Source organism: Arthrobacter sp. NQ4 (genome assembly GCF_029077345.1).
Classification (GTDB): Bacteria; Actinomycetota; Actinomycetes; order Actinomycetales; family Micrococcaceae; genus Arthrobacter.
Window position 1 is genome coordinate 52,477 of the sequence record NZ_JARETC010000014.1, and the last position, 11,936, is coordinate 64,412.

Here is an 11,936-nt window from a genome sequence, read left to right on the forward strand (position 1 = left end):
CTGAAATGAAAACGGGTCCGAACCGGTAACGGTTCGGACCCGCAATCATGAAATTGGTCAGCGGCCGGAGCTCAGCTGAAGTTCTTCTGGTGCGCCTTGATGGCCGCCAGGTAGGCCTTGGTGTCGTCGTACATACCGTTCTTGCTCACCGAGTACTGGCCCTGGTAGTAACCGGCGATGGCGGTGTCCTGGTCCTTGCTGGTGGCCAGGAGCTGCCGGATGATGGCTACCCCGGCCGTGGCGTTGTCGTACGGATCCAGCAGGTTCAGCTTCCGTCCAACCAGGTCCGATGCCCACTGCCCGGAGCTCGGAATGACCTGCATGGTGCCGATCGCGTTGGCGGGCGACACGGCGCGCTGGTTGAAGCCGGATTCCTGGAAGGCGAAAGCCAAAGCCAGGGAGGGGTCCACGCCCATGCGGCGTGCCGTGTCCGCAACGATGTTCTTCATTTCGTCCCGCGAGGGAACGGGCGAGGCGTTCAGCAGGGCCTTGTTTTCATTGGCGGAGCTGACGACAGCGGCCGGGTAGCTGAACCCCAGGAAAGAACTGGGCACCAGGGGAGCGGCTGCGGGCTGGGGTGCTGCTGCGGGCTGTGCTGCCTGGCCGGAGCCCCCGGGAATCACCAGCTTGCTGCCCGGGTAGATAACCGTGGTCATGCCCAGCTTGTTCGCGGCGAGCAGGTCCGACAGCTTGACGCCGTGGCGCGACGCGATAGCGGAGAGCGTGTCGCCGGCCTTAATGGTGTACGAGCCCGTTGCCGGTGCCGCGGTATTTGCCAGCGGTGCAGGTGCAGGTGCAGGTGCGGCGGGAGCCGGGGCTGCGGGGGCGGGTGCGGAATCGCCGCCGCCCACCTTGACCTTCTGTCCCGGGTAGATGATGGAGCGCATGGAGAGGTTGTTCCAGGCGAAGACGTCCGAGAGGGAGACGTTGTGCCTGGCCGCGATGGCACCAAGGGTGTCGCCGGGCTTTACCGTGTAGGTCGCGCCGCCCGCGGGGGCCGGCGCTGCGGGAGCCGGAGCTGCGGGTGCAGCGGCGGGTGCAGGAGCCGCAGGCTCCGCGGAGCCGGACAGCTTGAGCTTCTGGCCCGGGTAAATGATCGTGTTGGCCTGCAGGTTGTTCAGCTTCAGGATGTCCCCGGTGTTCAGGCCGAACCGGCCGGCGATCCCGCTGACGGTATCCCCACGGACGATCGTGTACTCGGCGGGTGCCGCCGGCTGCGCGGGCTGGAACGCTGCGGGAATGGTGGTGGAGACAACTGCGGCGGGGATTACGGTGCCGGCCGCTTTCGCTGCAGCCTGTGCCTTCATTGCTGCTGCAAGGCTGCTGGGAATGTTCCGTACGGGCTGCTGGGCGGTCGCCGGCTGGGCGAGGGCCAAAGATGACAATACGACCGCTGGCAGCGCCGCAGTGGTGGCGGCAATCATCGGCAGACTCGGCTTGGGGGGCTGCTTGGGCGAGCGGGACATCGTCATCGGAAAGAATCCTCTTCTCAACTGCGGGTGCGGACGCGGACGGGGATGCCGCTGTCAATCTTGATACTACTGTGACTCAAGTTATTAGTGTTACAACTGTGATGTGTGTGAATCTCTCATGAATTTGCGGATAGCACAAGAATTTTGGAAATTCGGGTAATAGCTTCTTTTTGGGGGTGTCCCCAGGCCAGGGGCGGAATGAAATGCGCCGACTAGGCGCCGGGGTGGGCGGCGTGGCAACCTTGATCCGTGAGTAATGTAGAAAACCTGGTGGGCGAGTGGTTGCCGCTGCCCGACGTCGCCCGTTTGTTGGATGTATCAATCACCAAGGTGCACAGCCTTATTGACGAGCGTTCCCTGGCGGCTTTGCGCGTGGGGGACCGGAAAATCCGCTCGGTACCCGCGGAGTTCATCCAGGACGGCCAGGTAGTAGACAGCCTTAAGGGAACCATCGTGGTGCTGGCGGACGCCGGCTATTCAGACGAGGACCTTATTGTGTGGCTGTTTACGCAAGACGAGTCACTGCGTGGCCGCCCCATCGATGCCCTGCGTGAGGGCCGCAAGACGGAAATCAGGCGCAGGGCCCAGACCCTGGCCTGGTAACAGCCCGCTTCAGGAGGCTCGGCTGACCGTCGCTTCGGCCAGCCTCCGGAGGGCGGTTTTGGGCAACTCTTCCAGTTCAAGCCCGTCAAGTGCATCGAAGGCTGCCGAGCCGAATTCATTGATGAGGACTTCGGTGGCCTGGAGCGCTCCGGAGTCCTCGATGATCCGCCGGATCTCCAGGATGTCAGCGTCTGACAGATCCGGGCTGCCCAGGCTGGCATCGATGAATGCCGACTCTTCCGGCGAAGCCTGGTCCAGGGCGAGTGCCACCAAAACCGTCCGCTTTCCTTCGCGCAGGTCGTCGCCGGCCGGCTTCCCGGTGGTCAGCGGATCACCAAACACGCCCAGGACGTCATCGCGGAGCTGGAACGCTTCGCCCAGCGGGAGGGCAAATGCCGAGTAGCCCCGGAGCAGCTCATTGGTGGCTCCGGCCAGGGCCCCACCCAGGGCCAGGGGGTGTTCGGTGGAGTACTTGGCACTCTTGAACCGGATGATCGACTGAGCCCTGCCGACGGCACCGGCCCGGTCCCGGACCGGACCTGCTACTTCTTCCAGGATGTCCAGGTACTGGCCGGCCATGACCTCTGCCCGCATGAGGTTGAAGATGAGCCTGGCCCGGCTGCCCGACGCAGCCCGTTCGCCGATGTCAGTGAACGCCTCTTCGCTGAAGGAAAGGCAAAGGTCGCCCGCAAGGATGGCAGCGGCCTGGCCAAACCGTTCGCTGTCCAGCGCCCAGCCCTGCGCAGTGTGCAGCTGGCTGAAACGGCGGTGCACGCTGGGACCGCCCCGCCGCGTATCCGAACGGTCGATGATGTCATCGTGGATCAGGGCGGCCGCCTGGAACAGTTCAAGTGCGGCACCGGCCGTGACGACCTGGCTGGCCCCTGCCTCGCCGCCTGCGCCCCGCCAGCCCCAGTAGCACATCAGCGCCCGGAGGCGCTTGCCGCCGGTGACCAAATTGGAGATCGAGCCCATGATGGGTTCGATGTCGGGGGAAATGCCGGACATGACCGACTGCCGTGCCGTCAGGAAGCCTGTGAGCTCCCCGGCCACCCCTGCTACAAAGTCGGCCTGTTCATTCCTTAACTGCTCCGCGGCGGTCACTTTACCGACTCAGCAGCCACGTTGGCACCAATGGTGAAGGTGGAGACGCCGGCAGCTTCCACGACGGAGAGATTAACAGTCTCGTTGTCACCGCGGACGAAATCCTTGGATGCCACCCCGCCGACGTTGTCGCCCGGAACGGCCTTGAAACCCTGGCCCTCCAGAACCTTGCTGTAGAAATCGATGACAGAGGCGGTGGGCGCTTTGACGGTTCCCACGAGTGCCGCCGTGGACGGGGAAGACGCCTTGTCAAAGCTGCTGGACACCACCGTTGCACCGGTCATCAGCGGGAGGAGCTGCTGCGGAAAGCCTTCCACCACGGCGCCAACGGTTGCCGAGGTATTGGGCGACGCCGAGGGGCTCGGCGAGGCTGTCAGGGACGACTGAGTGGCGGCGACGGAAGCGGATTGGGCTGGCTCGGCTTGTCCGGACGGGGCCTGGCTGCAGGCAGCCAAGACCAGCGCTCCGGCGGCGGCAAGCGCGGCGAGGCCAGCCGGCTTGAAGTATCCAATAGCCGTCACGACGACTTTCCTCCTGGTGTTGTGGGGGCGGAACCAGCCTCCAGTTTAGCCAGCCTGCGGTGCTCTCCCGACAAACAAGGGCAGCCCGCACAAACCGATAGGATGGCAGCCGTGGGGCCCGCAGGTATGAACCAGGCATCCGCCGCGCGCCCTCCGGCCCGGCGGCGCACGTGCATCATGCACGTAGACATGGACGCTTTCTTTGTCTCCGTGGAGCTGCGCACGCGCCCCGAACTTCGCGGCAAGCCCGTCATCGTCGGCTTCCCGGGGGAGCGCTCCGTGGTTCTCTCGGGGTCCTACGAAGCCCGGGCCTTTGGCGTCAAATCCGCGATGCCCATGGCCGTGGCCATGCGGATGTGTCCGCAGGCAGTAGTGATCGAACCCCGGCACAAGCTCTACTACGAGGTGTCCGGGCAGCTGATGGCCATCTTTGAATCCATCACGGGACTCGTGGAGCCGCTCAGCGTCGATGAAGCCTTCCTGGACGTTACAGGAGCCCTGCGGCGGCTGGGGCCGCCCAGGGGAATTGGCGAGCTGATCCGGCGCCGGGTCGCAGCGGAACTTGGCATCACCGCCTCGGTCGGGATTGCCGAGACCAAATTCGTTGCCAAGATCGCGTCCACCCGGTGCAAGCCCGACGGCCTGCTGCTCATCGGACCGGACCAGACCGTGCCCTACCTGCACAGTTTGCCCGTGGGTGCGCTCTGGGGTGTCGGTGCCAAGACCAAAGAGGTCCTGGCAAAGATGGGGATCAGCACCGTGGCGGACGTCGCCGCAACCCCGGTGTCGTCGCTGAAGAAGGTCCTGGGCGCCACGGGGGAGCACGTTCACCAGCTTGCCTGGGGCATCGATCCCCGTCCCGTCACGCCGGTGCGGCTGGAAAAGAGCATCGGAGCGGAAGAGACCTTTGCCACGGATACCGACGACGACGCCCTCCTTCGCCGGGAACTGCTGCGGCTTTCGCACCGGACCGCGGGCCGTCTGCGGAGTTCCGGGATGGTGGCCCGGACCGTGGCACTGAAGCTGCGGTTCGCCGACTTTTCCACGATCACCAGGAGCAGGACCGTCCAGACACCAGTGGACAGCGCCCAATTGATCTACGCGGTGGCACTCCAGCTCCTGGAGTCCGTCGGGACCAGGGCCATGGCCGTCCGGCTGGTGGGGGTCAGGGCCGAGCAGCTCGAGGAAACGGCCCGGACCTCGCTCCAGCTGAGCATTGACCGCAGGGATGACAACTGGCGCGCGGCCGAGCAGGCACTGGACGAGGTGGCGCGCAAATTCGGCAACAAATCGGTCCTTCCGGCCCGCCTGATGGAGCCGGAAAACCGGCCGGGGGACAGCACGCAACGGCCCGCCTGACGGGGTCCGCCGAAGTCATTGCCGTCTTTCAGATCAGCCCTCAACAATCTATCCTTAGAGGTACATAGTTTCGAGTGAATGGACTTACTGCCGGACCCTCTTGGACATGCTTCCGCTCCCGCGACTGCATGCTGGGTTCCCGTTTTGGCAATGGCTGGCCAAGCGGGAACTTTCCAGCAACAGCAGGCGTTCATCGGAGTAGAAGTTATGGCTGGGATCAGCCCGGACGTTGGCCTACAAAAGGAGGTCGTGATGCCGCTGTCGGAGCACGAACAGAAGCTGCTTGAGCAGCTTGAAAAGCAGCTTCACGAGGACGACCCGAAATTTGCGAACTCCATGGGTTCGGACCCGGGGCGTTCATGGTCAACCAGGCATGTGGTCATTGGGGTCCTCGGCGCGTTGGCCGGCGTCTTCCTGCTTCTGGTCGGGGTCACCCTCCAGAACATCTTTGTGGGAGTGCTGGGCTTCGTGGTCATGGGCGGGGGCGTTTACTTCGCCACCATGCGCAGTTCCCGTGGCAAAGCCGGGTCCAAGGCCGGCGGGGGAAAGCCCGGCAAGCAAAGGAGTTCGTTTATGAGCAGCCTTGAAGAGCGGTGGGACGAGCGCCGCAGGGGTGAACCCTAGGCACTACGGAAGCCCGGCCGCTATCCGGCCCCAGGCTCCTCCATTTCGCTCCCCCCGCAACAGGGGGCCGCAGGAAAAGACCCGCTCCGGCGGGTCTTTTCCTATTTAATCGGCAATTCCCCGAAAATTCCGTGGCTCCTGCCGGCTGGCCGAATTCAGCCGGCGCCGCGGATGCCGAAATTTCCTCCACTTCCCACCACCGCATCCAATCCGCGGCATTTCAAGGGACTATGCCCATATTTGGGGGCCGCAACGGCACGTTTTGCGTTGACTGTGGTGGAAAGTGGAGTAATGTGGAGGACATAAGAGGGTGGTTGCAACATAGGGGATGTGCAGTTCCTGACGGCGGACAGGCGGTGGGCCAGTGTTTCTGGGCACTCACTCGCCGCGTCTGGATGAAAAGGGACGGATCATTCTCCCCGCTAAGTTCCGCGAGGAGCTTGCCAGCGGCCTGGTGCTTACAAGGGGCCAGGAGCGTTGCATCTACGTCTTCAGCGAGAAGGAATTTGCGCGGGTCCACGAGCAGATGCGGGAGGCTCCAATCTCCTCCAAGCAGGCACGTGATTACATCCGCGTCTTTCTCTCTGGAGCCTCTGACGAGGTACCTGACAAGCAGGGGCGCGTGACCATTCCACCGGCGCTCCGGGAGTATGCAGGACTCGGAAGGGAACTTGCCGTCATCGGCGCCGGTACCCGCGCCGAGATCTGGGACGCCCAGGCTTGGAATGAATACCTCGCGGAGAAGGAGACGGCCTTTTCCGAAACTGACGATCCCATTCCGGGCATTCTCTGAATTCCGGAACGGGCGGCAGAGGTTTCTTGGATGAGATCTCCAGCCGGCCCATCGGCTGCCAACCTGGCTCACCTTCCCCGGAGCCAGGCGGGCGGAACGGTAGGCGCGGATGGGGATCTGATCCCAGAAGCATCCAGGGGACAACGACGGCGGGAAAGGACCAGGCATGACCGATCAACCCAAGCCCACGTCCGAACGCCATGTACCGGTCCTTCGCGACCGGTGCATCAATTTGTTGGCACCGGGATTCGAAGCGGCACGGCTGCGCGGCGAGACCCCCGTTGCCGTCGACACCACCCTGGGCATGGGCGGGCACTCGGAGGCCATGCTGCAGAGGTTTCCCGACCTCCACCTCATCGGCATCGACCGGGACGAGGAAGCGCTGGCCCTCGCGGGGGAACGGCTTGCTCCGTTCGCCGCCCGGACTGACCTGGTGCACGCCGTGTATGACGAGATCCAGGACGTCCTGGCAGACCTCGGCGTGGCCGAAGCCCACGGAATCCTCATGGACCTGGGTGTCTCGTCCCTGCAGCTGGACGAGCGTGAGCGCGGCTTCGCCTACTCTTTCGACGCGCCGCTGGACATGCGCATGGATACCAGCCGGGGCCAAACCGCCGCGGACGTGGTCAATACGTACAGCGAAGAGGACCTGGCCCGGATCATCCGCAAGTGGGGCGAGGAAAAGTTTGCCGGGCGGATCGCCAACAGGATCGTCTCAGCGCGTGCGGCCAAGCCCTTCACTACCACCGGCGAACTGGTGGAGCAGATCCGTTCCGTGGTTCCGGCGTCCGCTGCGAAGTCCGGTGGACATCCCGCCAAAAGGACCTTCCAGGCTTTGCGGATCGAGGTCAACGAAGAGCTCGACGTCCTGGAACGGGCAGTTCCTGCCGCCGTCGATTCACTGGCCCTCGGCGGCCGCATCGTGGTCATGTCTTACCACTCACTGGAGGACAAGATCGTCAAAGGTGTTTTCCAGTCCCGCTCCAAGTCTTCGGCTCCCCTTGGTTTCCCGGTGGAGCTGGAAGAACACAAGCCCGAACTCAAGACCCTGACCAAAGGCACTGAGGTGCCCACCGCCGTCGAAATCGCCGAAAACCCGCGCGCCGCCTCCGCCAGGCTCCGCGCGGCAGAACGAATCAGAGCCAGGAGAGCTGCATGAGCACCGCCGCCGTCAAGAACTTTCCCGTTGTTTCCGGCAGCTCGGCGCCCGATACGAGGCAGGCAGGCAAACCCGGCGGGGGACAAAAAGCGCGCACACCGCTCTCCGTGGTCCGCTCGGCCCCGCGGAAACGGCGTGCACCCTTCGTCGTGCTGTGCTTTGCCATGCTCGCAGTGGCGCTGGTTGCGGTGTTGGTCCTGAACATCTCGGTGTCCACCGCGCAATACCAGCTGGTGGAGCTGCGTGCCAAGCAGAGCTCGCTGACCAAGGTAAACCAGGACCTTACCCAGCAGGTGCAGAGCTACGAGGCCCCGCAGAACCTCGCGGCCAAGGCCACGGAGCTGGGCATGGTGGCGTCGACCGTGAAGGGCCAGATCGACCTGTCGACACTGTCAGTAACAGGAAAGGCCACCCCCGCGGTCAAGGGCGCGGCAACAGGAGCAGTCATCCCGTCGCCCGCCGTGGCAGGGCAGCTGATCGTGCCGCCGGCGAAGAGCGCGGACGCCAAGGGGGCAGCCGGTGACAAGGCCGCCGCGCCGGCCACCGGCGCCGCTGCTGCCGCGGCTCCCTCCGCCGATGCCGGCCAGGCAGCCGCAGCCCAGGCGGCTGCAGCCCAGGCGGCTGCAGCGGCACAGGCCGCAGCAGCTGCGGCGAAGCCGGCCCCCGAACTTCACGGCGGCTCCGTCCCGGCGCCGCAGCAGAAGGTCCCCGGACAGTAGGCCGGCAGGCAGGTAAGGCAGCAGCGTCGAGCAGCAAGGAAATACACGGTGGCGAAGACGACCGGCACGGCAGGAAAAAGCAAGGTACCCAACGCCACGAAGCGCTTGCGGCTGGGGCTGGGCATCATGCTCACACTCCTGCTGGTGGTGGGCGGAAAGCTGTTCCTGGTCCAGGGGCTGGACGTCGGCGGCATGGCGGAGGCGGCCCTGAACAGCCGGATGACGTCCGCCATCCTGCCGGCCGAGCGGGGCAGCATCCTGGACTCGCGCGGCACCGTCCTGGCCAATAGCGTGATCCGCTACAACATCGTGGTTGACCAGCGCGTCAACACGAAAACCGACTCCTACAAGCGGCTCGAACAAACCGACGGCCACGAAAAGCTGGTGGATGTCAGCCGCGACCAGGCAATCTCCGAACTCGCCTCGGCCCTGGGCATGGACACCAACGCCGTCAGGGACGCCGTCACCGGGCAGCAGCCGTATTACATTGTGGCCAAGGACGTGAAGCCTGACGTTGAGGACCGTATCTCCAAGCTCCAGGTCCCGGGCATCGTGGCCGAAGGCGTGAGCAAGCGTGTCTACCCTAACGGTGCGGTCGCTGGGGGAGTGGTGGGATTCCTCCAGGACGGGACCACCGGGCTGGCCGGCATTGAGCAGACACAGGACGACAAGCTGAAGGGAAAGGACGGCAAGCGCCTGTTCGAGATCGGCGCAGACGGGCTCCGCATCCCCGTGGGCCTTGACGAGCTGACCCCGCCCCAGAACGGCAAGGACGTCAAACTCACCCTCAACTCCGACCTGCAGTACTTTGCCCAGCAGGCCATCCAAAGCCAGGCGGACAAACTGAGCGCCGAATGGGGCGTCATCATCGTCATGGACGCCAAGACCGGCAACCTGCTTGCCCTGGCGGACACCAACTCCCCGGATCCCAACAACCCCGGGCTGGTGGCAGCGAAGGACCGCGGCGTCCGCTCCGTGACCGCAGCGTATGAGCCCGGCTCGGTGGAGAAGATGATGACCGCCGCGGCTGTCATCGATGAAGGCCTCGCCAAGCCACTGGACACGTTCACCATTCCGCCCACCTACACCGTGGACGGCCAGACGTTCAGCGACGCGTTTACGCACGGCACCGAGGAACGGACGCTGGCGGGAATCATCGGGTACTCCATGAACACCGGAACCGTGATGGCCGGCCAGCGGCTGAGCAAGGAACAGCGCTACGACTGGCTGAAGAAGTTCGGCATTGGCGAGGCGCCGGACATCGGACTTCCCGCAACGGCATCCGGCATCCTCTCGCCCCCGGACCAGTGGGACGGGCGCCAGCAGTACACCGTCCTGTTCGGGCAGGGCGTTTCGCAGTCCACCCTCCAGACGGTCCGGGCCTACCAGAGCATCGCGAACAACGGCGTGATGCTGCAGCCACGGCTGATCGACTCCTACATTTCCCCGGACGGGACTGAGGAGAAGGTACCGGCACAGCCCTCCCGGCAGGTCGTTTCGGACAGCACGGCCCAGCAGGTCCAGGACATCCTGGAAAGCGCCGTCACCGAGGGCGAAATCAAGGACGCGGGCATCGACGGCTACCGCGTAGGAGCCAAGACGGGTACGTCCGAATCGCCCTGCGACGACGGCAAGTCCGGCTACTGCGGCTACACCGCCTCCATCGTGGGAATGGCGCCGATGGATGATCCGCGGTTTATTGTGGAGGTTGTGCTCCAGCGGCCGAAGGGCAGCATCTACGGCATCACCAACGGACCGGTGTTCCGCTCCGTTATGAGCCAGACGCTGCGGACCTACAACGTCCAGCCTTCAACCGGCGAGCCGGCCAGGATGCCCCAGTACGCCAAATAGCGGCTGTTCCAGGCCGGAAGTACCAGCAGCATCCAGCGCATCACAGTGCCCGGGCCGAACCATGCCGGGCACGCACTAGCACCATCGGAGATTCCCTTGTCAGAGTTCACCACGCCCGGCAGCGATGCTGCCCGGGATGAAAGCGCAGGCCGCTTCCGGCCTGAAGCCGTCGCACCCGTCCCGCTGGCCGCCGTCGGGCAGGCCCTTGGCGTAGCCGTGCCCGCTCCTGCTGCTGACGTGGAAATCACAGGCATATCCCTCAACTCCCGCACCGTGGAGCCCGGCGACCTGTATGTGGCGTTGCCGGGCGCCAGCAGGCATGGCGCTGACTTTGCCAGGGACGCCATCGGCGCCGGGGCGGTGGCCGTCCTGACGGACGACGCCGGTGCGCGCCTGCTTGCCCTGTCCGCGGACACGCCGGTTCCCGTGCTCGTCGTCGCGAAACCCCGCAACGAGGTGGGGCCCCTTTCTTCCATGATCTACCGCAGCCAGTCCGCGGACGGCCGCCCGCTGCAGCTTTTCGGCGTCACCGGCACCAACGGGAAGACCACCACCACCTACTTCATCACCTCGCTGCTGCGTGCCCTTGGCCGGCAGACCGGGCTGATCGGGACCATCGAGATCCTGGCCGGCGGCCAGGCGATTCCCAGCCTCCTCACCACGCCGGAATCGCCCGAGGTCCACGGCCTCATCGCCCTCATGCACGAACGGGGGCTCGACGCCGCGGCCATGGAAGTGTCCTCGCATGCCATCTCCTACCAGCGGGTGGACGGACTTGTCTTCGACGTGGCCGGGTTCACCAACCTGACCCAGGACCACCTGGACCTGCACAACACCATGGAGGAGTACTTCGCCACCAAGGCAGAGCTTTTCACTCCAGGGCGTGCCCGGCAGGCAGTGGTAACGGTCGACGACGAATGGGGCCGGCGGCTGGCCGGCAGCGCCCAGGTGCCGGTCACCACCCTCAGCACCAGCGGCTCAAACCCGGCGGACTGGACCGTTACCTCGGCCTCACCGCGTGGCCTCGGGACCAGCTTCACCCTCGCGGGTCCGGACGGCGCCGTCCTGGACGTCCACACCGGACTGCCCGGCAGCTTCAACGTCGCGAACGCTGCCCTGGCCGTGCTCATGGTGCTGGCGTCCGGCGTCGGACTCTCCGACCTGCAGGCGGCCCTGGACCACGCCGACCCCTTCACCGTCGCCGTGCCCGGACGCATGCAGCTGATCTCCGACCGGCCTGCGGCCGTGGTGGACTTTGCGCACAACACCGACGCCCTGGCCAGGGCGCTGGAAGCCGTCAGGTCCCCGGAACCGGACTCGCGCCTGATCGTCGTTTTCGGTGCCACGGGACAGCGGGACCAGGGCAAACGCCCCGCAATGGGTGCCATCGCGGCCCGGCTCGCAGACACCGTGATCATTACCGACGACGATCCGCACGACGAGGACGCGGCAGCGATCCGTGCCGATGTGCTGGCCGGGGCGCGTGATGCCGTGGAGACGGAGTCCCTGGGCGCCGAAGTGCTGGAGGTCTTCCCGCGGGAGGAGGCCATCCGGCATGCCGTGGCCCTGGCGCGCCCCCAGGACAGCATTCTCGTCGCGGGACGCGGCCACGAGGTATGGCAGGAAGTGAAGGGCGTTAACCTCGCCCTGGACGACAGGGTTGAACTGCGCACCGCCTTGACAGCCAGGGGATTCAACGTTCTCCAAGACGACCGGATAGAGTCCTAGACC

The 11,936-nt window shown here is 65.2% G+C and carries 11 protein-coding genes; 8 read left to right on the top strand and 3 right to left on the bottom strand.

What is annotated here, in order from left to right; genetic code table 11:
• Nucleotides 1-71: 71 nt before the first annotated feature.
• Nucleotides 72-1,472, bottom strand: coding sequence for a lytic transglycosylase domain-containing protein (locus PUN51_RS18445; protein WP_275182058.1), 1,401 nt, complete (start codon nucleotides 1,470-1,472; stop codon nucleotides 72-74).
• Nucleotides 1,473-1,721: 249 nt separating this feature from the next.
• On the opposite strand from PUN51_RS18445, the gene PUN51_RS18450 reads away from it, so the two are divergent.
• The gene (locus PUN51_RS18450; protein WP_201302431.1) at nucleotides 1,722-2,075 is read left to right on the top strand and encodes an Rv2175c family DNA-binding protein; all 354 of its coding nucleotides are present in this window, start codon (nucleotides 1,722-1,724) and stop codon (nucleotides 2,073-2,075) included.
• Between the two features lie 9 nt (nucleotides 2,076-2,084).
• Here the strand turns inward: PUN51_RS18450 and PUN51_RS18455 are convergent, their stop codons facing one another.
• Entirely contained in the window at nucleotides 2,085-3,179 is a 1,095-nt protein-coding gene (locus PUN51_RS18455; RefSeq protein ID WP_224025668.1) for a polyprenyl synthetase family protein, read from the bottom strand.
• Nucleotides 3,176-3,700 (bottom strand): hypothetical protein, encoded by a 525-nt coding sequence (locus PUN51_RS18460; protein ID WP_159632250.1) that lies wholly within the window; start codon nucleotides 3,698-3,700, stop codon nucleotides 3,176-3,178. Before PUN51_RS18460 ends, PUN51_RS18455 begins: the two co-directional genes overlap by 4 nt.
• A 126-nt stretch (nucleotides 3,701-3,826) precedes the next feature.
• Between PUN51_RS18460 and dinB the strand changes: the two genes are divergently transcribed.
• The 7 genes from dinB (at nucleotide 3,827) to PUN51_RS18495 (ending at nucleotide 11,933) form a co-directional block, all read left to right on the top strand.
• A complete protein-coding gene (gene dinB, locus PUN51_RS18465) occupies nucleotides 3,827-5,059 on the top strand; it encodes a DNA polymerase IV (RefSeq protein ID WP_159635567.1) in 1,233 nt (410 codons plus the stop codon).
• Between the two features lie 252 nt (nucleotides 5,060-5,311).
• The gene (locus tag PUN51_RS18470; RefSeq protein WP_159632249.1) at nucleotides 5,312-5,683 is read left to right on the top strand and encodes a DUF3040 domain-containing protein; all 372 of its coding nucleotides are present in this window, start codon (nucleotides 5,312-5,314) and stop codon (nucleotides 5,681-5,683) included.
• Between the two features lie 364 nt (nucleotides 5,684-6,047).
• Entirely contained in the window at nucleotides 6,048-6,476 is a 429-nt protein-coding gene (gene mraZ / locus PUN51_RS18475; protein WP_018763545.1) for a division/cell wall cluster transcriptional repressor MraZ, read from the top strand.
• Nucleotides 6,477-6,642: 166 nt separating this feature from the next.
• Complete coding sequence (rsmH, locus tag PUN51_RS18480; protein WP_275182064.1) at nucleotides 6,643-7,635, top strand: 16S rRNA (cytosine(1402)-N(4))-methyltransferase RsmH; 993 nt, start codon at nucleotides 6,643-6,645, stop codon at nucleotides 7,633-7,635.
• Entirely contained in the window at nucleotides 7,632-8,354 is a 723-nt protein-coding gene (locus PUN51_RS18485; RefSeq protein ID WP_275182065.1) for a hypothetical protein, read from the top strand. The genes rsmH and PUN51_RS18485 overlap by 4 nt, the downstream gene beginning before the upstream one ends.
• 48 nt (nucleotides 8,355-8,402) lie before the next feature.
• Nucleotides 8,403-10,205, top strand: coding sequence for a peptidoglycan D,D-transpeptidase FtsI family protein (locus PUN51_RS18490; RefSeq protein WP_275182066.1), 1,803 nt, complete (start codon nucleotides 8,403-8,405; stop codon nucleotides 10,203-10,205).
• Nucleotides 10,206-10,301: 96 nt separating this feature from the next.
• The gene (locus PUN51_RS18495; RefSeq protein ID WP_275182067.1) at nucleotides 10,302-11,933 is read left to right on the top strand and encodes a UDP-N-acetylmuramoyl-L-alanyl-D-glutamate--2,6-diaminopimelate ligase; all 1,632 of its coding nucleotides are present in this window, start codon (nucleotides 10,302-10,304) and stop codon (nucleotides 11,931-11,933) included.
• Nucleotides 11,934-11,936: the final 3 nt, after the last annotated feature.

What these genes read in the sequence shown, in the direction of transcription:
- PUN51_RS18445 (WP_275182058.1), bottom strand. Translation starts at nt 1,472, where the DNA reads ATGACGATGTCCCGCTCGCCCAAGCAGCCCCCCAAGCCGAGTCTGCCG.
- dinB (WP_159635567.1), top strand. Translation starts at nt 3,827, where the DNA reads ATGAACCAGGCATCCGCCGCGCGCCCTCCGGCCCGGCGGCGCACGTGC.
- PUN51_RS18470 (WP_159632249.1), top strand. Translation starts at nt 5,312, where the DNA reads ATGCCGCTGTCGGAGCACGAACAGAAGCTGCTTGAGCAGCTTGAAAAG.
- rsmH (WP_275182064.1), top strand. Translation starts at nt 6,643, where the DNA reads ATGACCGATCAACCCAAGCCCACGTCCGAACGCCATGTACCGGTCCTT.
- PUN51_RS18485 (WP_275182065.1), top strand. Translation starts at nt 7,632, where the DNA reads ATGAGCACCGCCGCCGTCAAGAACTTTCCCGTTGTTTCCGGCAGCTCG.